The sequence below is a fragment of the Bradyrhizobium sp. AZCC 1721 genome (assembly GCF_036924715.1).
Lineage (GTDB): Bacteria > Pseudomonadota > Alphaproteobacteria > Rhizobiales > Xanthobacteraceae > Bradyrhizobium.
Map to the genome: position 1 here is coordinate 3,242,083 of NZ_JAZHSB010000001.1, position 21,681 is coordinate 3,263,763.

Sequence of the window (21,681 nt, forward strand, 5' to 3'; positions counted from 1 at the left end):
GGAGCGCACTGCTCCGTTGGGGATTGTAGCAGAAAGAGACTGGCCGGAAGCGCGTTTCTGCGCTTCGGAAATCCAGACGGCGACGCGCGATACGTGCTCTGCACGGCGTCGCCCTCCTGAATTTGCGATTGTTATTTCACCGAAACGAACGGCACCGACGATCCCGGCACCATCGTCGTCGGCAGCACGCCGTTCCAGCGTTCGGCCTGCACCAGCGTGACCAGGTTTGGATTGGTGCCGAGCGCCTTGGCGCGGGCTTCGATGGCAGCAGCTTCGGCCTCGCCGGTGATCCTGATATTGGTGGCGCGGGCTTCGCCGTTCAGCCGCAGCGCGTCGGCTGCGGCCTGCGCCTCGGCGCGGACGGCGTTTGCCTTGGCGGTCGCCTGGGTGACGGTAATCTGCGCCTGCACCTTTTCGCGCTCGGCGTTCTGTTGCAGCTTCTGCACCTCGACCTCGGCCAGCATGCGCTGCTCGATCGAATGCAGATAGTTGGCGCTGAACTCGATGTTTTCGAGCTGGACGCTTTCGATCGTGATCATCGGATCGTCCTTCAGCGAAGCGGTGATGGCGTCCTTGATCGCGGAGTTCAGCGGCCCGCGCTCCTGGATCGCTTTCACGGCGGTGTAGCGACCGAACACGATTTTGACCTGCTGATTGACGGCCGGGCTGACCACTTGTTTGACTGCGGTGTCGAGCCCGCCAAACTTGGCGTAGAGATCGGCCACCTTGTCAGGTGAGGCTCGCAAGGTGACGCTGATCTTGAGGTCGGCCGGCTGCTGGTCGTAGGAATACGAATTCATCTTGTCCCAGGTATAGGTGAAGGTCTTGACGCTTACCTTTTCAACGCTGTCGATCAACGGAACCTTGAAGCCAAGGCCCGGCTGCGCGGTGCCGATGACCGCGCCATAGCGCAGCTTCACGCCGCGCTCGGTTTGATCGACGGTGTACCAGCTTCCTGCGGCGATGATGACGACGACAATGACGGCGACGATGGCGCCGATGATTCCCCTAGGCATTTCAGTCTCTCCAGACGTGGGTGATGCGATTCCATGCCCGGCACTGATCTGTGGTTACTTGCCGAATGGATGTGACACGCGTCACTTGGTCGGCCGCTGATGGGGAATGGTTCAGGCGGTGCGGCCGAATGCTTACGAAAATGCCGTCCACAGCAGGGTGAGACCGGCGGCCAGCATGATGCCGTCCATCAACAGCCGAAAGACGTCGGGCTGAAGACGCAGCACGATGCCTTTGGCGATGAAGGCACCGAACATGAGGGAAGAACCCGCAATCAGGCCCTTCAGCGCGATATCCGGCGTCAGCGCGCCGAAGCGCTCGAAGGTGACCGACTTGCTCAGATAGAGCCCGAGCGAGCTTGCGGCCTCGGTGGCGAGGAAGGCACCCTTGGTAAGTCCGTAAAACAGAAACAGCGGCACGCTGAGCGGTCCGGTCGAAACTACGATGCCGGTGAGAAAGCCGATAACGGCGCCGCCGACCGCCAGATGCCAGAGGCGTGCCTTTAGCTGATGACGGGCCAGCCAGTGCCGAACCGGCACCATCGCGATGAGAAACAGGCCGATCGCGATGTCAACGGCATGCGAGGGCAGGGCGAGCAATGTCCGCGCGCCGAGGGCTGCGGCCGGAATACCCGTAACCGAATAGGCGATGCAGGCGCGCCAGTCGACTTCGCGCCACCAGGCGAGAATGCGCGAGAAGTTCGCCATCACGGCGGCGACCGCCATGATCGGCACGGCTTCCTTCGGCCCGTATTGATAGACCAATACGGGCATCAGCATGATCGACGATCCCGTGCCGACGATGCCCGAGATGGTGCCGGCGACAAGGCCGACAATGAGGACGAAGAGGAAACTCAAGCTGCAGCCTTTCGCGATTCCCTGATACCGACATCATGGTGCCGGCAGCCTCGGGTTACGAGGCCTAAATATCACTCGGAAGGGAGCCGATCGTGCCGAGGGGAAGCTGCTATGCGATGACAGCAGAGCCGCCAGCTCACTCACGCTAGGCGACGTAAAGCTCGATCGGGGCGTCAAATCCTTTGAGCTGGAAGGGCTTTGATTGGCTGTCTTTCATATCCGGCTGGACGCGCTCGAAGACGGCCTTTGTCACGAGTATCTGGTCGGCTTCGGCGACCGACTGGGCCCGGGAGGCGGTGTTGACGACGGTACCGATCGCCGTCAGGTCGCGATGCGAGTGACCGAACTCGCCAAAGCTGAGTTCGCCGGAATGGATGCCGATGCCGATCCCCAGTTCGTCCGCGGTGAGGCCATGCGCTTCGACAAGAGTTTCACGCCGCTCGCGCCAGTTCGTCTGAATTTGCCGCGCCGACAGCACGGCGTTTTTGGCATGCTCCTCCCGCTGCAGGGGAAAGTTGAAGACGGCCATGACGGCGTCGCCGATCGTCTTGTTGAGGAGCCCGTCATGCTCCCAGATCGCGTTGGCGCATTCATCGTAGAATGCATCGAGCAGACTTGACACAGCATCCGGCGATTGCGACTGCGACAGGCTAGTGTAGCCGCGCAGGTCGGCAAACATGATGGTCGCGTCGATGGTGATCTTGCGGGCCCGCATCACCTTCGTGAACATAAGCTCGCAGATGGTGCAGGTATTGGGATTCATCCGGCTCGGACGAATGCCGAACGCGCGAAATGGCGCGGAGATCACGCCGCGAAGCGGCACCGGAACATGCATCTGCTCCCAGCAGCCCTTGCAGATTCTTGCCTGTTGCAGAGCCGCCATTTTTCATCCGTACATTGCGTTCGGCTGGCCGGTCGATCCTACAGTTGGCCGCAGGTGGGGGCAAGGACGCCGCAACGCACCTGCCGGCTGGCGGCGAGAGGCAAAGCTGCTAGGATCGCGTCAAAACAAGCAGAACGGAGGATCGCCATGGACGCTGCGACGCCGGCAAATGCGCAGACTGCAGACACGCATTCCCATCTGGTTCGACCCGACAGCATGGAATGGCAGAAGACCCGCTTTCCCGGCTGCGAGGCCAAGACGCTGCTGTTCGATCGCAAGACCGGCTTGATGACCGCGCTGATGCGGTTCGCGCCCGGCGCGGTGCTCCCTGACCACGAACACGTCAACATCGAGCAGACCTACGTGCTCGAAGGCTCGCTCGTCGACAAGGAAGGTCCGGCGCAGGGCATCGAATGCAAGGCCGGCGAGTTCATCTGGCGCGAAGAGGGCAGTCGCCACGTCGCGTGGTGTCCGCAAGGCGGGCTGATGCTCGCAATCTTCCAGGTGCCGAACAAGTTCTTCGAGGCCGATGGTCGTGTGATCGACGCCGCGGGCGAGGATTGGGACGAGGCTTGGGGCCACACCCGGAAGAGCTGAACAGTCGCCATCCTGCCGCGCAGGAAATTCGGCCGGTGGGGCTTGCGAGGAGCTACTTCAACACGATCCACGCCGGTGCATGGTCGCTGGCGCCTTCCTCGCCGCGAACCGTGCGATCGACGCCGGCCTTGAGCAGGCGCGGCGCTATCGACGGGCTCAGCAGCAGATGATCTAGCCGCAGCCCGGCATCGCGTGGCCAGCGGTTGCGCTTGTAGTCCCAGAACGTGAACATCGGTTTAGACGGATGAAGCGTCCGGATCGCATCGGTCCAGCCTTGATCCACCAGCGCCTTGAACGCGGCGCGGCTCTTCGGCTGGATCAGCGCGTCCTTGTCCCAGGACTTCGTCGGATAGATATCGAACTCGGTCGGCGCGACGTTGTAATCGCCGGCCAGTACCACGGGGATGTCCTGCTTGAGCAGCTTGCCGGCGTGGGACCGCAGTCGCTTGAACCAGTCGAGCTTGTAATCGAATTTCGGTCCCGGCTGTGGATTGCCGTTCGGGAGATAGATGCTGGTGACGAGGATGCCGCTAATTGCGGCTTCGATATAGCGGGCCTCGACACCCCCATCGCCGGGGAGCGCGGTCCGGGTCAATACCGGCTCGGCATTCCGCGCCAGGATGGCGACGCCGTTCCAAGTTTTTTGTCCGCGCCACACCGCGCCGTAGCCGGCTTTCTCGATTGCCAGAATCGGGAACTCGGCGTCGGTCGATTTCAATTCCTGCAAGGCAACGACGTCGGGCTTCGCCGCGCGCAGCCAGCGCAACAGGCTCGGCAGGCGGCGGTTGACATTATTAATGTTGAAGGTCGCGATCTTCATGTAGAGCTGGCTGGCATCACTGTGCTTCGCCCGACACTTGGAGAATCCATGTCGAAACTACGCTTCGCCTTTCTCGTGCTCGCCATCGGATACTCCGGATCCGCAGTCGCTCAAGCCACCGACCAGCGCGGCGCCTGCAAGGCCGACTATGACAAATATTGCGCCGGCACGCTGCCCGGCGGCGGCCGTGTCGTCGCATGTCTGAACAAGCAACATCACCAACTCAGCGACGCCTGCAAGCAAGTGTTGGCCAGCCGGAAGAAATAGTAGGACCGGGCAACGCTCCAGCGTCGGATTTCGCCGTTATTGCTGTGATGGAGGCGGAGCAGGGGGGTCTGCAGTGGCATTGCCACCCTTGTAAACCCGCGCATAGCGCTTGCCGAGGCTGGTCAGCACTTCGTAGCCGATGGTGCCGAAATGATGGGCAAGTTCATCGGCCGTGATGCCTTCGCCGATCAGCGTCACCCAATGGCCGCGCCGCACTGCATTCTTGTCGAGATCAGTCACGTCGACCGCTGTCAGGTCCATCGAAATCCGTCCCGCGATCGGGCAGCGCTTGCCGGCGACTATCACCTCGGCACCTCGGGTGCCGTCATTGGCGCTGGCCGCGCGGAAATACCCGTCGGCATAGCCCGCGGAAACGACCGCTATTCTGGTTGGACGCCGCGCCGTCCAGGTGCCGCCATAGCCGACGGTATCGCCGCGCTCGACGTTGCGGATCTGCACGATGCGCGCCTTCAATTCGACGACCGGCTGCATCGGGTTGTCGGATTCCGGCGTCGGGTTGATGCCATAGAGGGCGCAGCCCGGCCGCACCAGATCGAACTGGAACTGGGCGCCCAGGAAGATGCCGGACGAATTTGCCAGCGAGGCCGGGACGCCGGAGAACAGGCTCGCGATCTCGCGGAAGGCCGCGAGCTGCCTGGCGTTGGCGGGATTGTTGAGCATTTCCGCGGAGGCGAGATGGCTCATCACGAGCGTGATACCGTGATCACCGGCATTGATGCGTGGGATGATGCCCTGCGCCTCGGTAACGGTGAGGCCGAGCCGGTTCATGCCAGTGTCGATGTGAATGGCGGCTCCGCCGGACCAGCCGGAACGGCGACAGAACACGTCCCATTCGGCGAGTTCGTTGAGGTCGCCGATGACGGGCTTGCAGTCAAACTTGGCGTAGGCGTCGCCGGTGTTCTGGAAGAAGCCGCCAAGCACGTAGATCGCGGCCGCAGGCGCCGCGGCGCGAACCACGCGAGCCTCGTCGAGGGTGGCGACGAAGAACGTCTTGCAGCCGGCGCCCGCAAGGGCACGCGCGACCTGTTCGGCGCCGCAGCCATAGCCGTCAGCCTTGACCACGGCGGCGCATTCGGCCGGCACCGCCGTCTTCTCGAGCTTGCGCCAGTTGGCGATAATGGCGTCGAGATCGACCGTCAGCACGCCGGTTGCGGTCGCGAGCGCGGCAGCCTTGTTTGCCTCGGGCGACAGCAGGGTGCCTTGCGGGATGGACTTGGGATCAGGGGCCACGTTCATGCCACAGTTCTACGCGGCGGAACGCTGCGGTTCAACCGTGGCCGCGCCTCAATAACCGCCGGTCGGCAGGTTGCCGTCCTGCGCCAGATCGCTGAACCGGGTGAACTGGCCTTCGAACTGCACTTCCACCGTTCCAGTGGGGCCGTGGCGCTGCTTGCCGATGATGATTTCGGCCTTGCCGTGCACCAGAGACATATCGAGCTGCCATTTTTCGTATTCGGGGGTTGCCGATCCGCGGCTCCTTGTTGGCGAGGTAATACTCCTCGCGGTACACGAAGATCACGACGTCGGCGTCCTGCTCGATCGAACCGGATTCACGCAAGTCGGCCAGTTGCGGGCGCTTGTCGTCGCGGTTTTCCACCTGACGCGAGAGCTGCGACAAGGCGATGATCGGAACGTTAAGTTCCTTGGCGAGCGCCTTGAGGCCCGTGGTGATTTCAGTCACTTCCTGCACGCGATTGTCCGAGCGCTTGCCCGAGCCCTGCAGCAACTGGATGTAATCGATCACGATCAGGTCGAGGCCCCTCTGCCGCTTCAGCCGGCGCGCACGCGCCGTGAGTTGCGAGATCGACAGGCCGCCGGTTTCGTCGACATAGAGCGGCAGCGACTGCAGTTCGATCGAATGATCGCGGATCTTCTCGAAGTCGGCCTCGGTGATGCCGCCGCGTCGGATCATGCTGGAGGCAATGCTGGTCTGTTCGGCCAGAATACGGGTGGCGAGCTGTTCGCCGGACATTTCGCAGGAGAAGAAGCCGACGATGCCGCCATTGACGGTCTTCATCGTGCCATCGGCCTGCACCTCGGCGCGGTGCGCTTTGGCGATGTTGTAGGCGATGTTGGTGGCGAGCGACGTCTTGCCCATGCCGGGGCGGCCGGCGACGATGATCAAGTCGGACGCCTGCAGCCCGCCCATCTTGCTGTCGAGGTCGCGCAAGCCGGTCGCGATGCCCGACAGACTTCCGTCACGCTGGAAGGCTTTGGCCGCCATGTCGACGGCGGTCGTCAGCGCCTGCGAAAAGCGCTGGAAGCCGCCGTCATAACGGCCGGATTCGGCGAGCTCATAGAGCTGGCGCTCGGCGTCCTCGATCTGCGCGCGCGGGGCAAAATCCACCGGCGCATCGAAGGCGACGTTGACCATGTCCTCGCCGATCCGGATCAGGTCGCGGCGCAGCGACATGTCGTAGACCGTGCGGCCATAGTCCTGCGCGTTGATGATCGTGGTGGCCTCGGCCGCGAGGCGCGCGAGGTACTGACCAACCGTCATGCCTCCGATATCGGTATCGGCCGGCAGGAAGGTCTTCAACGTCACGGGCGTTGCGACCTTGCCCATCCGGATCAGGCTGCCGGCGGTCTCGAAAATGGTCTGGTGGATCGGCTCGAAGAAGTGCTTCGGTTCCAGGAAGTCGGAAACCCGGTAGAACGCGTCATTGTTGACCAGAATGGCGCCCAGCAAACTCTGTTCCGCCTCGATATTGTGCGGCGCGCTCCGGTAGGCTGGAGCTCCCGCGTCCGGGGCGAGCTTGAGGACATTCGAATCAGTCAGAGCCATAGTTTGTAATGTTCTTTAGGTTTTTGGTTTTTGTCAGATCGCTTGCGGAAGCGGGGCAGCGATAAAGCGCCACGTGCAGGCGATCCGAAAGTCCGAGTAGGCCTTATGCCCGATTCACACAATGCCATGTGTGAATCCTGAGCTGGCCCCTTGACGGATTTGGACCAAAAAGCAGCCCGCCGTCCGGCGGTACCGGAGTGGCTTTTGTGAAAAAGCCAGACAAGAACTTAGGGGAATCTGAACCTTGCCGCGACTTGGGCCGACATATCCGAAGGAAGAAGGCGTTTCGAGCCCTGATCTTAAGCGTTGATCAAACCAGCATCAGATAGACGAACGCGAACAGGGCGGCAGCTACGCCGATTGCGATCAAAGCGTAGTCGATCCTGATGTCGGAATCGAACGGGGCTGGGTAGGTCTGCCGCTTCATGGGCGGAGATGTACGACGGACCGCCGAGCGGCTCTGTGAAGTAGATCACATCGGATGTGATTTTCTTCGCTCAGGATGGATTGGTTACCAAATCGGGAACGGGCCGGCGATTTTCGAGTTGCCAGTTGCACCGACCAAAAGGAACAGGCGATGGGTCAGCAACTCCAGGGATGGCGATCGGCAAGCGCCCAGCGTTTGTGGCTGTCGATGCTGATCGACGCCATGGAGGAGATTTCGCGCCCCCAACGGCGTGACGAGCCCTGTGATGCCCAGGTGCTTGCCGCGTTGCGAGCCCAGCTCGCCCAACCGGCATTGGCCAACCTGCCTTACGCCTCGGCCTATAGCCTGAGAAACTGACTCCGCCGCCTTTGCGGCCTATTCGCCGGCCAACTGCAGCCGCGGCTGCTTTCCAATTTCGATTCCGCGCAGCCTTGCTTCTTCCCGGGCGATGTAATCGCGCGTCATCGGCACAATTCCTTGCCGCCTGGTGAGCTGGATCTGGAAATTCATCAGATTCTGCTTCCGGAACGACATTTCCGACGCCGCCAGATAAAATTCCCACATCCGGGCGAAACGCTCATCATAGAGACGCACCGCCTCTTCGCGCCGCGCCATGAAGCGCTCCCGCCAGGCCTTCAGCGTTTCCGCATAATGCAGCCGCAGGATTTCCATGTCGCAGACCAGAAGGCCGGCTTTCTCGATCGCGGGGATGACCTCTGACAGGGCGGGGATATAGCCGCCCGGGAAGATGTATTTCGTGATCCATGGGCTCGTCACATCGGGTCCCGTGGAGCGGCCGATCGAGTGCAGCACCATGATGCCGTCATCGTTCAGAAGTTCGGCGCAGCGCCGGAAGTAGGTTTCATAGAAGTCGATGCCGACATGCTCGAACATCCCGACGGACACGATCCGGTCGAACGGGCCGGCAATATCGCGGTAGTCGCTCAGCAGGAATTTTGCCGACCCCGTCAGGCTCTTCTCGGTGGCTCGGGCATTCGAAGCCTGCAATTGTTCCGACGACAGCGTGATTCCGGTGACATTGGCGTCCGTCATTTCGGCCAGATAGAGGCCAAGGCCACCCCAGCCCGAGCCGATGTCGAGCACGCGGTCGCCCGGCCTAACGAGAAGCTTGGCAGCAAGGTGACGCTTTTTGGCGAGCTGGGCGTCGTCGAGCGTCATATCCGGCGCCTCGAAATACGCGCAGCTATATTGCCGGTCGGCGTCGAGGAAGAGGGAATAGAGCCGACCGTCCAGATCATAGTGGTGGACTACATTGTTTTTCGCCCGGCCCCGCCAATTGAACTGTCTCGCGTGCCTGCTGAAGTAGCGCAGCCACCATTGCAGCTTGGCCCAGCGCGGCAGCATTTCGGGCTGGCCAAGCAGGATTTCCAGCGTGTCGGCGATCGAGCCGTCCTCGACCACGAACGAGCCGTCCATGTAGGCTTCGCCAAGCGCCAGTTCGGGATTGAGGAGAATCCGAAGTTGCGTCCGCTCACTCAGGAACCGCACTGACACCGGGCGGCCGGTTCCATCTCCGCAGGTAAATCTCGCCCCACTCGCGGATGTGAAATTCATCGTGCCGCGGCGAATGAATTGACCCAGGAAATAACGCAACAAACGATCCATCGACGCACCAATGGAACGACCAGCCCGTTACACCAATGCACTTGGGAACAGAGAGTTCCATATGCACGGGAACATCGTAAGTATGATGATGCCGCAGCGCTACTGCGTTGGCGTCAAAGCGGATATTCTTAAATGTCACAGTCACGCAGATGCGTAGTAAGCCCGCTTCCATTCGCGTCATAATCGGCTAAAAGGTGACCCGCCGCTGGCCCGTGATGTGCGACCGGCAGCGATTCCACGTCTGGAGATGCAGGGAATGTTGAGCCGAGCGCTCAGTTTAGCGACGGTGACGCTCCTGATCGGCTGCCTCACAGCAGGTGCGGTGCGGGCGCAAAACCTCGATGCCGGCAAGAGCCCCTCACAGATATTCTCCGGTACTTGCAGTGCCTGCCACAAGAGCCCGCGCGGCCTGTTGAAGAACGTGTCGGCTTCGTCCTTGCCGGGCTTTCTGCGTCAGCACTATACGACCGGTACCGACATGGCCTCGGTGCTTTCGTCCTACCTGATATCCAATGGGGCCGCAGATCCCAGGTATCAGGCTAAGGATCAGCCCAAGCAGAAAGACGCCAAGCAGGACGGAAGGTCGGATCAGCCCGACCGATTCGGCCGCCGGCAGCCGTCCTCCGCACCGGCCCAGGAGACTTCCCGGCCGGGTGCCGACGAAGCGCCGCCGCAAGGCGAGGGCGCCCGTCGAGGCCGAGACGGGAGGCGGCTTGCACGACCGCACGCGGCGCCCGAGGCTGCTAAGCCCGCAGATGATGGGCAGGCCGCTACCGACAGCAAATCGGGCGTCAGGCAGAAGCAGGGCAGGCGTGGCAAGCCCGCGCCCGCTGCCGAAGAACCGCAGAAACCCGAGCAGGCCGCCCGCGGAGAGGCCGCAAAGGAAGATGCGTCTCGGGATGCCGCCAAATCCGAAACTGCGAAGCCCGGAACTGCCGAGCAACCTGATTCTGCCAAGCCTGATTCTGCCAAGACCGATTCTGGCGGGCCGGATCCTGCCAAGCCTGATACCGACAGGACCGACTCCGCCAAAGGTGAGGCCGACAAGCCGGCCACCACGGAAGCCGCGAAGCCGGCCGGCGAGTCAGAAAAGCCGGCCAGCGAGGGCGGGTCCGAGACCCCCAAGGTCAGTGCTCCCAAGGACAGCGCCGATAGCGAGCCGACCGCACCCCGGCCCGACCCGGTGACGCCTGTCCCGCCAGCTCCGCCCGCCGCGACTGCCCCTGAGCCAGCCGCGAGCCCCCAGGCGGCGGCACCCGCGACGTCTCCGCCGGTGACAGCTACTGCGGCTCCCGCAGCAACGCCGCCGGCCGGGTCCGTCGGTCCCCCCGCGCCACCCATCTCACGATAGGATGCAGATTTCCAAATGCTTGGCCGGTGACGCGCTTGATCGTTTCTAGAGCTTCACTCTAGAGTAACGATCTAATGGACCGAAAGGCGGCGCAGGTGGCTACGGCACGGGACGATCTGCTGGCGGCGGGGTTGGCGGTGTTCGACCGCGACGGTTTCGAGGGCGCCACGGTGGCCGCCATTAGAACTCGCGCGCGAGCGTCCAACGGCAGCTTCTTCCATTTCTTCGGATCGAAGAAGGAACTGGCCGGCACGCTGTTCCTGGAAATCCTCGCCCGTTATCACGCTGCCATCGTAGCGGCGGTCGATGAATCCTGCGGCGCGCGGGAAGGCGTGGCGCGGTTGATTCGCGCGCATCTGGACTGGGTCATCAATTCCCGGCGCGAGGCGCGCTATCTCTTCGAGATTTCCCGCAGTGAATGGACCGAGGAGATCCGCGGCGCGCAGCGCGCGCAAAATTCGCGGCTTGCGGAAGCCGTCGAACGATGGCGCGCGCCGCTGGTTGAGCGCGGCGAATTGCTGCCGATGACTTCGTCGGTTTTCTTCAGCCAGATCATCGGACCGGCGCAGATTTTTTGCCGCGCATGGCTGTCGGGCCGCGACCGCACCGATCCGCGAGAACAGGCCGAAATCCTGATCGCCTGTGCCATCCGCGCAGTGGTCGCGCCCGATGTAACCGTTAAAGCGGGAGAAGCCGTATGAGTGCGAATGACGATCCCGACTTCGCGCCGATCGCGACCCGTATCCGCGACAATGTCGGCCGCCAAGGCTTCATGACCCATATCGGCGCGGAACTATCCGAGCTGACCCGCGGCACATGTACGCTTGCGGTCGACCGCCGGCCGGAACTGTTGCAGCAACACGGCTTGTTTCACGGCGGCGTCACGGCCTTTCTCGTCGACAACGCCACCACGATCGCGGCCGCGACATCGCGCGGGCAACCGGCGCTGACGGCGGAATACAAATTGAATCTGCTGTCGCCGGCGATCGGTGAGCGATTGATCTGCCGGGCGCGCGTGATCAAGCCCGGACGTCAGGTCGCCGTGGTTGCGGCCGACGTGTTTTGCGTAACCGATGGCGTCGAGAAGCATACCGCAACTGCGCTGGCCTCGATCGCAATGCTTGACCACAAGACGGCCGCTAGAATCCCAAGCCCGGCCTGATTGGGGCCGGGCTTGAAGGTCGTCAAAGCGTTTGGAGCGAAGCGCCTTACTTCTCGGTCGCAGCCGGCGCCGGCGTGACTTCCTCGTGCTGGGCGTCCGGATCGAAGAACTCGCCGGCGGCGGCGATTGCCTCGGCGGCGGCGTCCTGGTCTTCCTGACGGGTCGAGATGTCCTCGCCGCGGTTGATGCGCTCGGCTTCATCGGCGCTGCGCGCGACGGTGACGCTGACGCTGACTTCGACTTCCGGATGCACGGCGATGTTGATCTCGTGCTTGCCGATGGTCTTGATCGGCGCGTCGAGCAGGACCTGGCTGCGGTTGATGGTGACGCCGTCGGCCTCGAAGGAGGCGATGATGTCGCGAATGCTGACCGATCCGAACAACTGGCCGGATTCCGACGCCTGGCGCAGCACGATCACGTTGCGACCGCCGATCTTCTCCGCGACCTTGGTCGCTTCGCCCTTGGCCTTGAGGTTGTTGGCCTCGAGTTCGGCCTTCATGCCGTCGAACTTGGCACGATTGTCGGCGGTGGCGCGCAACGCCTTGCCGCGCTTGAGCAGAAAGTTGCGGGCAAATCCGTCCTTGACGCGGACGACTTCGCCCATCTGACCGAGCTTGACGACACGTTCCAGCAAGATGACTTCCATTTTCGTTCTCCTATTATGTGTTCGGTATGACGTTAGTGGATGGTTGGATTTCAGGCTGCTGGCAAAGGCGGCGGCTTTCCGCGCAGATAGCGTTGGCGCAATCCGAAAATTGCGTCCGTAAGGCCGAGGGCGATCATCAGAACGAGCGTCCATGGCAACAGCATCAGGATCCCGTAAGTGCAACTCAGCAAAAACGCGCGGCTCTTCAACGCCAGCGTTAGCGTGTGAACGGCGGCAAGGCCGACGAGCGCGTAAGCCATGAAGAGCGCGGCTGTCATGATCTGCGCCGCTATCGAAAACGCTCCGCCAGCGAAACAAAATGCCAATGTCCCGCAGAGTGCTACGAGTGTCATCGGCGGCAACGCGGTGCTCTTCAAGTCTGGCCAGGGGCGACGCAGCCGGCCCGACATCGCTGAAATCTTCGCGGCAAGCCAGAGGTTGAGCGTAAGCGTTGCCACGACGAGCATTGCCGACAAGCCGCGAAAGATCGTTACAAGCGCGCCAGCCAACCGCTCGATGTCATCAGACGATAGCCCTTCACGGTCAGAAAGAACCTTCGTCAGCCCGCTTCGCAGGGCCGCAGCGATGGCATCGGTATCCTTGCCGAAGACCAGCCACGACGCGATGGAAGACAGGATGGCAAAGACGGCGATCCAAAGCAGGATCCGTCCGGTCGGATACCACTCGAGATTCTCTGCCGTGGGGTGCGTGCCGTTGTCCGCTTCGACAGCAGCCGTTGACCGTCCCAGCAACGCGAGATGGCCAAGCCACCAGGCCGGCAGCGCCACCGCAACCGCAAAAGCGAGGCAGAAGCGCAGACCGAAAATTGCACCGAAGCCGGAAGCTGCCGCGATACCGCCGATGGTTGCGCTGAGCGGTCCCCAACTGAGCGCCGTCACCATCAGCGGTAGCGGCGCCAGCAAAGAGAGCAGCAGCGAAACCGGCGCGCCCGAGACGACCGAGACGAACATCAGCGCCGACGCGCAGCCGGCCGCAAGACCAATGAGGATAATCGCGATCATAAGCTGTCCCGCCCCTTTCGAGCGGTTAGATAGAGGTCAGCAAAAATGCCGCCTTTACCAACTAGTTAGAGATCCGAGGGCTTATCGGTACCGTGGTACCGAGCGCAGTCAGGCCCTCAAAACGTTCACGGCCCCGCCGGGACCGTGATGATTGGCGGCCTTTTAGATCATGAGGCTGACCCGATCAAGGGTGTTTGGCGGAAGCTGCCCAGCAGGAGTTCCCGGCGTTTCATGCCGTAGGGCGTGATGTGACGGCCCGCCTGGCTTAGGCGTAGATGCGCAAAACACCGAAAGCCACGGTGCCAACGAGAAGGGCGGCAGCGATAAGCGTCAGTGCGGCGAGCTGTGTGCGGGTCACGTGGTGGTTTCCGGCGCTATCGTTGGTCGTGTCGTCCGTACCTTCTGCACCAACAGGCCGATGACAAGCAGGCCCAAGCCGATGACATCGGTGATGGCATTGGGGTCGATCAGCAGCATTGCGGCCACAAAGAAAAGCCCCCGCTCGAACCAGTTGGCGACGCGCAGGAAGTAGCCCTCGAGACTGGCTGCGAGCGTAATGACGCCAATCGTGCCGGTCAGCACCGCACGAAGGATTTCGGGCCACGGTCCCTCGAACAGCAGTGCCGGGTTGTAGATGAAGAAAAACGGCACGATGAAGCCGGCGGCGGCAAACTTCATCGCCTGCACGCCCGAGGCCCACAGGCCGGCCCCGCCGATTGACGCCGCAGCATACACGGCCAGCGCCACGGGTGGCGTCACGGCCGACAGGCAGGAGAAGTAGAACGCGAACATGTGCGCCGCCATGGGCTCCACACCGAGCTTCATGATCGCGGGCACGAGCAGCGCTGCCTGCATGATGTAGGCGGGGGTAGTCGGCATGCCCATGCCGAGAATGACGCCGGCGACCATCGTGATGAGCAGTGCAGGCAGCAATGAGCCGTAGGTGAAGTCGATGAGGAAGGCCGTGAACCGCAGCGCCAGCCCGGTTTGCAGTACGATTCCGATCACGATACCGGCGGACGCACAGGCCATCGCCACCGGCACGGTTTGCACCGCCCCGTCGCGCAAGCCCTCAAGGCACGCGCGCCAACCCAACGCCGTGGAAGGACGAAGCCACGAGATGGCGACCAGCGCTAAAGTGGCCATGATCGCGCCATAGGTCGGCGTGAAGCCGAATAGAAGCAGCGCCAGAAGCACGATGACCGGCAGGAACAGGTGCCCCTGGCGCAGCATGATGTGACCCAGGACGGGCAGTTCTTCGCGCGGCAAGCCCTTGAGTCCCGAGCGCACGGCGTTGAAGTGGACTGCAGCGAACAGCGCCCCATAGTAGAAGAGCGCAGGTATCGCCGCCGCGATCATCACCTGCGTGTAGCTGACGCCCTGAAACTCGGCCATGACGAACGCCGCCGCGCCCATGATCGGCGGCATGATCTGCCCGCCCGTGGAGGCAACCGCCTCGATGGCGGCTGCCGCTTCCGGCTTGAAGCCGGTCTTCTTCATCATCGGAATCGTTAACCAACCGTCGACCATGACATTGGCGACCGCGGAGCCGGAGATGGTACCGAACAGGCTGGAGGAGACGATCGAAACTTTGCCGGGGCCACCGCGCGCGCCGCCGGCGATCGCGTTTGCGAAGTTCATGAAGAACTGACCTGCCCCGGATTTCTCGAGGAACGTACCGAAGATGATGAAAAGAATGACGTAGGTCGCGGCCACCGTCATTGGCACCCCGAAAATTCCCTCCGTGGTGAAATAGGTCTGGTCGATGGTGATCTCGAGACTGAGACCTCTGTGATAGAGCCAGCCGTACAGCCAGGGGCCCGCGAACCCGTAGAGCAGGAACACAATTGCCACGATCGGCAGCGACGCGCCGATTGTGCGTCGTGTCGCCTCCAGAACCAGCAGGGTGGCGGTAATTCCAACCGCCATGTCCATTCGGGTGAGGGACTCGGCGGTGGGAAAACGGTTCACGATGTAGTCGTAGTTCGCGAACATGTAGCCAATGCACGCGAGCGAAAGACCTGCCAAAGCGAGATCCTCCCACGGCACGCGACCCAGTGTTGCGTTCTTGCTGCGAGGCCACAGCAAGAACGACAGCACCAGGCTGAAGGCCAGCGTTATGTAGAGCAGGGCCTGCTGATCGGGAGCGTATACCGTCAGTCGCGCGTAAACGTGGTACACGGACATTGCGACCGCAACCACTCCGACGACCAGGCCCGCGTAGCCGGAGAGTTTGCGCACGGCACGCCCTCTACTGCTTGAGCAATCCAGCTTCGCGGTAGTATTTCTCCGCGCCGGGGTGATACGGCATGCCCAGGCTCTCAGCCATGTCGGACGCCTTCACGCCCTTCATTTCGCTGGTGACGTTACCGAACTCGTCCCGCCCTTCGACAATGGCCTTGGTGATCTTGTAGATCACCTCGGGAGACGTCTTGGAGGACGCAATGAGCACGGTGGGCGACTGGAAGGTTTGAACGGCCTCGGTCACGCCCTGGTCCTTGTAGGTGCCGGCCTTGATGGTGTAGCGCACAAAGCCCGCATTGAGTTTGCGCAGTGCGGCGAATTCCTCGTCGGTGACCGGAAGCACCCGCAGCGGCATCGCCGAGCCAAGGTCCAGGACGAAAGATGCCGGCACCACGGTGAACCATCCGGCCGCCATCGCCTGCCGGTTCTTCACTGCCTCTGCATTGGAAGACACCGGGCCGTAGCTCTTCGCGCCCAAGTCGTTCAGCGTCATGCCGTTCACCTTGAGCAGGTACTCCCAGCCGGCCGCCAGGCTGGTGTTGCCGCGTGCCGGCAGCGCCACCGGCTGTCCCTTCAGATCCTTGACGCTCTTGATGTCGCTGTTCGCGGGCACCACCAACTGCCAGACGTTGGGATAGAAATTGGCAACGAAAAGGGCCTTGTCGGTGGCCTTGCCGGCGAACTGACCTTCGCCCTTCTGCGCATCGGCCATGACGGTCGTCATCGACCAGCCGATATCGGCCTTGTCGTTGCGGATCTTCTCCATGTTGACGAGGGCGGCACCCGGCTCAACCTGCACGTTCAGCTCGGGATATCGCTTGTTCACGACCTGCGACGCTGCTGCCGCCATCGGCGTCCAACTGCCGCCGGTCGGGCCGGCGCTGAAGATGACATCGGTTTTCTGGGCATGGGCTGCGCCTGCTGCAGCGGCGGTCAGTGCTGAAATAACGGCCAGACGTACAATTCGCCGTAGACCACGGATGTGGGCGGACATCGTTTGCACTCCCTTTGGCGGTTGCGCTCGTTGGCGCCGCTTATTGGGGCTCGTGTCCGCACGTGATCGGCGGCAACTTCGACGCCCGTAGCATCCGGGAATTGGGCATCCGTCCTGCTGTCGGGCAGCGTACGTGCCCGCCGCAGCGATTGTCAACGAGGTGTGCTCCCTTCATGTGCAGGGGCCGCGGCGGTTAGGTAGCAAGGTGCGGGCGAGGATTTATCAGGGGGAGGGCGCACCAGTTACGTACTAGAACTAAAGACGTACCGGAAAGCCGTACACGATGCGAGCAGGCGGCATCGGATGCATTGAAATGAGAGAAAAAATTTGCGGGTTCGATCTGCGGCCAGAGGTTGTTTCGACCAACCATCGGCGACCGGAGCCTGAAGAATAAGACCGGCGGCGCGGACGCCGCCGGTCGAAGGCATTAGCGAATGACGTAGGGCAGCAGGCCGAGGAAACGCGAGCGCTTGATGGCGCGCGCGAGTTCACGCTGCTTCTTGGCGGAGACGGCGGTGATGCGGCTCGGCACGATCTTGCCGCGCTCGGAGACGTAACGCATCAACAGCTTGGAATCCTTGTAGTCGATCTTCGGCGCATTCGGACCCGTGAACGGGCAGGTCTTGCGGCGACGGAAAAACGGACGGCGTGCACCAGCTTCAGCCATGATTCTTACTCCTCTACCGCTGCTGCTTCGTCTTCACGCGGACGGCGCGGGCCACGGTCGCCGCGGAAGCCACCGCCTTCACGATCGCCACGGAAGCCGCCTTCGCGGTCGCCGCGGAAACCGCCGCCGCGATCGTCGCGCTCGCGGTCACGATCGGCCTTGCGCATCATCGCCGAGGGACCTTCCTCGTGCTCTTCGACGCGGACAGTGAGATAGCGGATGACGTCTTCAGAGATCCGCTCCTGCCGCTCGATCTCGGTGACCGCAGCAGACGGCGCATCGATGTTCATCAGCACGAAATGTGCTTTGCGATTCTTGTTCATGCGATAGGTGAGGGAGCGTACGCCCCAGTTCTCGGTCTTGGTGACCTTGCCGCCGAGCCCTTCGACGATGCCCGTCATCTGGGTGGTCAGCTCTTCGACCTGCTGGGTGCTCGCATCCTGGCGCGCGAGAAAAACATGCTCGTAAAGAGGCATGGGTGTCCTTTCCTAGTGTTGGCGCGGTCCCCGGCGGCAAGCCCTTCGAGGCCTTCGGAAAGGACTCGGGGATAAGCTCAGAAGGCGGAAGCACGGGACGACGGGCCGACTGGCCCTGCCACATCAATAACGCCTGCAAAGGTGAGATTGCTGAGACCGTCCGTTCAGCTCCCGGCCGGGATCCACGGATGCGCGGTTTATAAGGATTTTCAGCGTGCTGGCAAGGCTTCTTGAGCAGGCTTGAAAGCGTCCTGGCGTCAGCACGGGAGGCGGTGGGCCCAATGAATGGTTGATTTATTTGTTTGTATAGCATACAAATAACGGATCGGAGGGCAAGCGATGGCTCCAAAGTCCGTCCAGACAGCGCCAAAAACGCCCAGCGATCCCAAGCACGCTGCCCGCGCCACGCGCACGGCCGGGCGCCAGATGCGCTCGCGGCTGCTCGACGGCGCCAGCCGGCTGTTCAAGGAGCGGGGCCTCGCCGGAACGTCGATCTCGGACATCGCGGCGGCGGCCGACGCCTTTCCGAGCCAGATCACCTACTACTTCCGCACCAAGGAAGCTCTGTTCGTCGAAGCTGCCTGCCGCGACATGCTGTACGTGGCGCGTGCGGCGGAGGAGGCGGCGCTGCAGGCCCACACGCCGCGCGACTACACGCGCGCGCTGGTCGAGACCGTCACGGCGACGGATTCGGTCGCCTTCTTTACCGAAGCCCTGACGCTCACCCGCCGCCGCCAGGATCTCGCGCCGCTGGTGGAACGCACCATCGAGCGGCTGCACGGCGAGGGGATGCGCGCCTATGCCGGTCAGATCGAGCGGCACGGCTGGAAAAGCCTGCGCGATCCCGACGCCAGCTCACGGCGATTCTGGGCGATCGCCATCGGCGTGATGGTGGAGGGCTACGCCATGGGCCGTTCGGCCGAGGAATTGTGCAGCGAGATGCTGCGCGTGCTGGGCGATCAGGCCACGACAACATCCGCGGCCGACAGCGCCAGGCTGCGCCTGGTTGGCGACAACGATGAACCCGATGGGGAGACGTCAGCATGACCGCGCTTCGCATGCGTGCCCGCGACTTTCTGACCGAAGATCAACTGGTCGCCGTGCGCCAGCGCGTGACGTGGAAGGGTGCAGCCCTGATCGCACATGCATGGGCGCTGATATTGGGTTCGATTGCGCTGGTGGCATGGTGGCCCAATCCGCTGACCTTTCTGCTCGCGGTCGGCATCATCGGCTCGCGCCAGCTCGGGCTTGCGATCCTGATGCATGACGGGGCGCATGGATGCCTGTCGGCAGATGAGAAAATCAACCTGACGCTCAGCCAGTGGTTCTGCGCCTATCCGATCTTCGCCGAGACCCGCGCCTATCGGCGCTACCATCTGCAGCATCATGCGCGCACCCAGCAGGACGACGATCCCGATCTGATTTTGTCGGCGCCGTTCCCGATCACCAGGATGAGCTACCGCCGCAAATTCTTCCGCGATATCACTGGGCAGACCGGCTATCAGCAGCGCAAGGCGCAATTGTTGAATGCGCTTGGCCCAAAGGAATGGCCGCTTGCGCGCGCGCGCCGCGCATTTCTGGGAAAAGCTCGGCCCGCAATTTGCAGTCAACGCGGTGTTGTTTGCTGGCCTCACCGCCGCCGGCATATGGTGGGCCTATCCGCTATTGTGGCTGTTGCCGCTGCTCACCTGGCAGATGGTCATCACCCGCATTCGCAACATCGCCGAACACGCCGTCGTTCCCGATTCGAGCGATCCCTTGCGCAACACCCGCACCACGCGCGCGAGCTTTCTCGAGCGGTTGTTCATTGCACCATATTACGTCAACTACCATCTCGAGCATCATCTGTTGTTCTACGTGCCCTGCTACAACCTGCCGCGCGTGCACCGCATCCTCTCTGAAAGCCGATATGCGGACCGGATGGAGGTACAGCCGAGCTATGCCGCCGTGCTGCGGATTGCGACCGCCAAGCCCGACCACGAGGACCGGCCCGGCAAGCTTGTAAGCAGCGCGCGCCGCGCGCGGGCCGGCGCCGACGTCGGTGGCGACCAGGCGGCGGGCGGCTTCTAGTGCGGTGATCGACGGTGGTGTAACTTCCATCGGCGACCAAGCGGAGCCAGCGAATGATCGATCCGACCACATTGATTACGTATGTCGCGGTCGTGCTTGGCTTTGTGTTCATTCCGGGCCCCGCGACGCTTCTCACGGTTGCACGGGCAACGACTTCAGGCACCCCGGTTGGCATCGCCACGGGCGCCGGAATCGCGGCCGGCGACATGATTCACACCTTTATGGCGATCGTCGGTATCTCGGCGATCATTGCCGCTTCGGCCATGCTGTTCAGCATCATCAAGTACCTCGGCGCGGCCTATCTGGTTTACCTCGGCATCCGTGCCGTCCTCGAAAGGACACCAGCAAATCTTGCGGCCGGCGCACTGCCGATTTCAGCAGGAAAGGCATTTCGGCAAGCGATTTTGGCCGAAGTGCTAAACCCGAAGACGGCGCTTTTCTTCCTCGCGTTTCTCCCCCAGTTCGTACGGCCCGAGAATGGTTCGGTCATACTCCAGCTCACGATTCTGGGGATCATCTTTGTTTTATTGGGGTTCGTCAGTACGGCGGTTTTTGCAGTAGGCGCCGGAGGTGTCGGGACCTTCCTGCGCCGCAATCCTGCGGTTCTGAAATGGCAGGGGAAGGCAATCGGCAGTCTCTACTGCGCTCTGGGTATCCGGCTGGCGCTACAGGAACGCTGATCCGCTCCGGCCCATTGATGACCCGGCAGCGGCCCGGCGATACCGCACCGCGGCTTGACATCCCGGCCCGCGTCAGTGTCTTACGGCCCCAATCTTACGAGGGAGCACCGGATGACGGCTGCATTTACATTTCCGGGGCAGGGTTCCCAGGCGGTCGGCATGGGCAAGGCCCTGGCGGAGGCCTTTCCGGCCGCGCGGGCTGTGTTCGACGAGGTTGATTCGGCGCTCGGCGAAAAGCTGACCGCGATCATCTGGGATGGCCCGGCCGAAACCCTCCAGCTCACTGAAAATGCCCAGCCGGCCCTGATGGCGGTTTCGATTGCCACGCTGCGCGTGCTGGAGGCCGACGCGGGCTTTTCCGTCGGACGGGATGCGGCTTTTGTCGCCGGCCATTCGCTTGGCGAATATTCCGCGCTGGCCGCTGCCGGCAGCCTTAGCATCAGCGATACCGCCCGCCTGCTGCGCACCCGTGGTCTTGCAATGCAAAAGGCGGTACCGGTCGGCGCCGGCGCGATGGCGGCACTGCTTGGGCTCGACTATGAGGCGGCGGTGGCCGTCGCCAACGAAGCTGCCCAGGGGCAGGTCTGTCAGGCCGCCAACGACAATGGCGGCGGGCAGGTGGTGGTGTCCGGCGACAAGGCGGCTGTCGACCGCGCCGTGGAAATCGCCAAAGCCAAAGGCGCCAAGCGTGCAATGCTGCTGCCGGTGTCCGCGCCATTCCATTGCAAGCTGATGCAGCCCGCCGCCGATGCGATGGCGGAGGCGCTTGCAGGTGTAACGATCAAGACGCCGGCCTCGCCGCTGGTGGCGAACGTGCTGGCCGCGCCGATCACCGATCCCGACGAGATTCGCCGCCACCTGATCGAGCAGGTCACTGGCACCGTGCGCTGGCGCGAGTCGGTGGCCTATATGGCAGCGCATGGCGTCACGCGGTTCTTCGAAATCGGTGCCGGCAGGGTGCTGAGCGGGCTGGTCAAGCGGATCGCCGACGGCGCGGTCGGCGTGGCGATCGGGGGACCCAACGATATTGCCGCCGCGAAGGACGCATTGGCGGCGTCGGCCTAAAAGCTCC

21 protein-coding genes and 2 pseudogenes are annotated in these 21,681 nt (G+C 62.7%); 10 read left to right on the forward strand and 13 right to left on the reverse strand.

What is annotated here, in order from left to right; all coding sequences use genetic code 11:
- Positions 1 to 131: 131 nt before the first annotated feature.
- From V1273_RS15315 to V1273_RS15325, 3 genes are all read right to left on the reverse strand, one after another.
- Positions 132 to 1,016, reverse strand: a complete 885-nt coding sequence (locus tag V1273_RS15315) for a prohibitin family protein (RefSeq protein ID WP_334382486.1) — start codon at positions 1,014 to 1,016, stop codon at positions 132 to 134.
- A 132-nt stretch (positions 1,017 to 1,148) separates the two neighbouring features.
- A complete protein-coding gene (locus tag V1273_RS15320) occupies positions 1,149 to 1,871 on the reverse strand; it encodes a sulfite exporter TauE/SafE family protein (protein ID WP_334410119.1) in 723 nt (240 codons plus the stop codon).
- A 145-nt stretch (positions 1,872 to 2,016) separates the two neighbouring features.
- Entirely contained in the window at positions 2,017 to 2,745 is a 729-nt protein-coding gene (locus tag V1273_RS15325; RefSeq protein WP_334369263.1) for an adenylate/guanylate cyclase domain-containing protein, read from the reverse strand.
- A 156-nt stretch (positions 2,746 to 2,901) separates the two neighbouring features.
- Here V1273_RS15325 and V1273_RS15330 point away from each other — a divergent pair, with 156 nt between their 5' ends.
- Positions 2,902 to 3,351, forward strand: a complete 450-nt coding sequence (locus V1273_RS15330) for a cupin domain-containing protein (protein WP_334368438.1) — start codon at positions 2,902 to 2,904, stop codon at positions 3,349 to 3,351.
- Positions 3,352 to 3,403: 52 nt separating this feature from the next.
- Here V1273_RS15330 and V1273_RS15335 read toward each other — a convergent pair whose 3' ends face one another.
- Positions 3,404 to 4,171, reverse strand: coding sequence for an exodeoxyribonuclease III (locus tag V1273_RS15335; protein ID WP_334410120.1), 768 nt, complete (start codon positions 4,169 to 4,171; stop codon positions 3,404 to 3,406).
- Between the two features lie 48 nt (positions 4,172 to 4,219).
- Between V1273_RS15335 and V1273_RS15340 the strand changes: the two genes are divergently transcribed.
- Positions 4,220 to 4,438 carry a cysteine rich repeat-containing protein gene (locus V1273_RS15340; protein ID WP_334368440.1) on the forward strand — a complete coding sequence of 73 codons (219 nt, stop codon included), beginning with the start codon at positions 4,220 to 4,222 and terminating at the stop codon, positions 4,436 to 4,438.
- Positions 4,439 to 4,474: 36 nt separating this feature from the next.
- Here V1273_RS15340 and alr read toward each other — a convergent pair whose 3' ends face one another.
- Both alr and V1273_RS15350 read right to left on the reverse strand, forming a co-directional pair.
- Positions 4,475 to 5,695 (reverse strand): alanine racemase, encoded by a 1,221-nt coding sequence (gene alr / locus V1273_RS15345; protein WP_334410122.1) that lies wholly within the window; start codon positions 5,693 to 5,695, stop codon positions 4,475 to 4,477.
- A gap of 48 nt (positions 5,696 to 5,743) precedes the next feature.
- Positions 5,744 to 7,244 (reverse strand): annotated as a pseudogene (locus V1273_RS15350) (replicative DNA helicase).
- Positions 7,245 to 7,821: 577 nt separating this feature from the next.
- Between V1273_RS15350 and V1273_RS15355 the strand changes: the two are divergent.
- Complete coding sequence (locus V1273_RS15355; protein WP_334410123.1) at positions 7,822 to 8,028, forward strand: transcriptional regulator; 207 nt, start codon at positions 7,822 to 7,824, stop codon at positions 8,026 to 8,028.
- Positions 8,029 to 8,046: 18 nt separating this feature from the next.
- Here V1273_RS15355 and V1273_RS15360 read toward each other — a convergent pair whose 3' ends face one another.
- The gene (locus V1273_RS15360; protein WP_334410124.1) at positions 8,047 to 9,297 is read right to left on the reverse strand and encodes a cyclopropane-fatty-acyl-phospholipid synthase family protein; all 1,251 of its coding nucleotides are present in this window, start codon (positions 9,295 to 9,297) and stop codon (positions 8,047 to 8,049) included.
- Between the two features lie 256 nt (positions 9,298 to 9,553).
- Between V1273_RS15360 and V1273_RS15365 the strand changes: the two genes are divergently transcribed.
- The 3 genes from V1273_RS15365 (at position 9,554) to V1273_RS15375 (ending at position 11,810) form a co-directional block, all read left to right on the forward strand.
- Entirely contained in the window at positions 9,554 to 10,648 is a 1,095-nt protein-coding gene (locus V1273_RS15365; protein WP_334410125.1) for a hypothetical protein, read from the forward strand.
- Positions 10,649 to 10,743: 95 nt separating this feature from the next.
- Positions 10,744 to 11,349, forward strand: a complete 606-nt coding sequence (locus V1273_RS15370) for a TetR/AcrR family transcriptional regulator (RefSeq protein ID WP_334410126.1) — start codon at positions 10,744 to 10,746, stop codon at positions 11,347 to 11,349.
- Positions 11,346 to 11,810: a PaaI family thioesterase gene (locus tag V1273_RS15375; protein WP_334368448.1), complete on the forward strand. Its 465-nt coding sequence runs from the start codon at positions 11,346 to 11,348 to the stop codon at positions 11,808 to 11,810. Before V1273_RS15370 ends, V1273_RS15375 begins: the two co-directional genes overlap by 4 nt.
- A 46-nt stretch (positions 11,811 to 11,856) precedes the next feature.
- Here the strand turns inward: V1273_RS15375 and rplI are convergent, their stop codons facing one another.
- The 6 genes from rplI to rpsF form a co-directional block, all read right to left on the reverse strand.
- Positions 11,857 to 12,456: a 50S ribosomal protein L9 gene (gene rplI, locus V1273_RS15380; protein WP_334410127.1), complete on the reverse strand. Its 600-nt coding sequence runs from the start codon at positions 12,454 to 12,456 to the stop codon at positions 11,857 to 11,859.
- 50 nt (positions 12,457 to 12,506) lie between these two features.
- The gene (locus tag V1273_RS15385; protein WP_334410128.1) at positions 12,507 to 13,478 is read right to left on the reverse strand and encodes a hypothetical protein; all 972 of its coding nucleotides are present in this window, start codon (positions 13,476 to 13,478) and stop codon (positions 12,507 to 12,509) included.
- 354 nt (positions 13,479 to 13,832) lie between these two features.
- Positions 13,833 to 15,719 (reverse strand): TRAP transporter permease, encoded by a 1,887-nt coding sequence (locus tag V1273_RS15390; protein WP_334410129.1) that lies wholly within the window; start codon positions 15,717 to 15,719, stop codon positions 13,833 to 13,835.
- Between the two features lie 10 nt (positions 15,720 to 15,729).
- Positions 15,730 to 16,716 carry a TAXI family TRAP transporter solute-binding subunit gene (locus V1273_RS15395; protein WP_334368452.1) on the reverse strand — a complete coding sequence of 329 codons (987 nt, stop codon included), beginning with the start codon at positions 16,714 to 16,716 and terminating at the stop codon, positions 15,730 to 15,732.
- A gap of 427 nt (positions 16,717 to 17,143) precedes the next feature.
- The gene (gene rpsR / locus V1273_RS15400) at positions 17,144 to 17,383 is read right to left on the reverse strand and encodes a 30S ribosomal protein S18 (RefSeq protein ID WP_002711478.1); all 240 of its coding nucleotides are present in this window, start codon (positions 17,381 to 17,383) and stop codon (positions 17,144 to 17,146) included.
- Positions 17,384 to 17,388: 5 nt separating this feature from the next.
- Positions 17,389 to 17,859 (reverse strand): 30S ribosomal protein S6, encoded by a 471-nt coding sequence (rpsF, locus tag V1273_RS15405; protein ID WP_028346501.1) that lies wholly within the window; start codon positions 17,857 to 17,859, stop codon positions 17,389 to 17,391.
- 339 nt (positions 17,860 to 18,198) lie between these two features.
- Here rpsF and V1273_RS15410 point away from each other — a divergent pair, with 339 nt between their 5' ends.
- The 4 genes and pseudogenes from V1273_RS15410 (at position 18,199) to fabD (ending at position 21,674) form a co-directional block, all read left to right on the forward strand.
- Positions 18,199 to 18,906: a TetR/AcrR family transcriptional regulator C-terminal domain-containing protein gene (locus V1273_RS15410; RefSeq protein ID WP_334410130.1), complete on the forward strand. Its 708-nt coding sequence runs from the start codon at positions 18,199 to 18,201 to the stop codon at positions 18,904 to 18,906.
- Positions 18,903 to 19,929, forward strand: a pseudogene (locus tag V1273_RS15415) (fatty acid desaturase family protein). The gene V1273_RS15410 and the pseudogene V1273_RS15415 overlap by 4 nt, the downstream one beginning before the upstream one ends.
- A 53-nt stretch (positions 19,930 to 19,982) precedes the next feature.
- A complete protein-coding gene (locus tag V1273_RS15420; protein WP_334410131.1) occupies positions 19,983 to 20,609 on the forward strand; it encodes a LysE family translocator in 627 nt (208 codons plus the stop codon).
- Positions 20,610 to 20,720: 111 nt separating this feature from the next.
- Positions 20,721 to 21,674 carry an ACP S-malonyltransferase gene (fabD, locus tag V1273_RS15425; protein ID WP_334382472.1) on the forward strand — a complete coding sequence of 318 codons (954 nt, stop codon included), beginning with the start codon at positions 20,721 to 20,723 and terminating at the stop codon, positions 21,672 to 21,674.
- The last annotated feature ends 7 nt before the right edge of the window (positions 21,675 to 21,681 follow it).

Bases quoted from the DNA above. Each gene is read 5' to 3' on its own strand.
- rpsF (WP_028346501.1), bottom strand. From the start codon at position 17,859: ATGCCTCTTTACGAGCATGTTTTTCTCGCGCGCCAGGATGCGAGCACC.
- V1273_RS15395 (WP_334368452.1), bottom strand. From the start codon at position 16,716: ATGTCCGCCCACATCCGTGGTCTACGGCGAATTGTACGTCTGGCCGTT.
- V1273_RS15420 (WP_334410131.1), top strand. From the start codon at position 19,983: ATGATCGATCCGACCACATTGATTACGTATGTCGCGGTCGTGCTTGGC.
- V1273_RS15340 (WP_334368440.1), top strand. From the start codon at position 4,220: ATGTCGAAACTACGCTTCGCCTTTCTCGTGCTCGCCATCGGATACTCC.
- V1273_RS15385 (WP_334410128.1), bottom strand. From the start codon at position 13,478: ATGATCGCGATTATCCTCATTGGTCTTGCGGCCGGCTGCGCGTCGGCG.
- V1273_RS15335 (WP_334410120.1), bottom strand. From the start codon at position 4,171: ATGAAGATCGCGACCTTCAACATTAATAATGTCAACCGCCGCCTGCCG.
- V1273_RS15365 (WP_334410125.1), top strand. From the start codon at position 9,554: ATGTTGAGCCGAGCGCTCAGTTTAGCGACGGTGACGCTCCTGATCGGC.
- V1273_RS15375 (WP_334368448.1), top strand. From the start codon at position 11,346: ATGAGTGCGAATGACGATCCCGACTTCGCGCCGATCGCGACCCGTATC.
- fabD (WP_334382472.1), top strand. From the start codon at position 20,721: ATGACGGCTGCATTTACATTTCCGGGGCAGGGTTCCCAGGCGGTCGGC.
- rpsR (WP_002711478.1), bottom strand. From the start codon at position 17,383: ATGGCTGAAGCTGGTGCACGCCGTCCGTTTTTCCGTCGCCGCAAGACC.
- V1273_RS15410 (WP_334410130.1), top strand. From the start codon at position 18,199: ATGGCTCCAAAGTCCGTCCAGACAGCGCCAAAAACGCCCAGCGATCCC.
- V1273_RS15355 (WP_334410123.1), top strand. From the start codon at position 7,822: ATGGGTCAGCAACTCCAGGGATGGCGATCGGCAAGCGCCCAGCGTTTG.
- V1273_RS15315 (WP_334382486.1), bottom strand. From the start codon at position 1,016: ATGCCTAGGGGAATCATCGGCGCCATCGTCGCCGTCATTGTCGTCGTC.
- rplI (WP_334410127.1), bottom strand. From the start codon at position 12,456: ATGGAAGTCATCTTGCTGGAACGTGTCGTCAAGCTCGGTCAGATGGGC.
- alr (WP_334410122.1), bottom strand. From the start codon at position 5,695: ATGAACGTGGCCCCTGATCCCAAGTCCATCCCGCAAGGCACCCTGCTG.
- V1273_RS15330 (WP_334368438.1), top strand. From the start codon at position 2,902: ATGGACGCTGCGACGCCGGCAAATGCGCAGACTGCAGACACGCATTCC.
- V1273_RS15360 (WP_334410124.1), bottom strand. From the start codon at position 9,297: ATGGATCGTTTGTTGCGTTATTTCCTGGGTCAATTCATTCGCCGCGGC.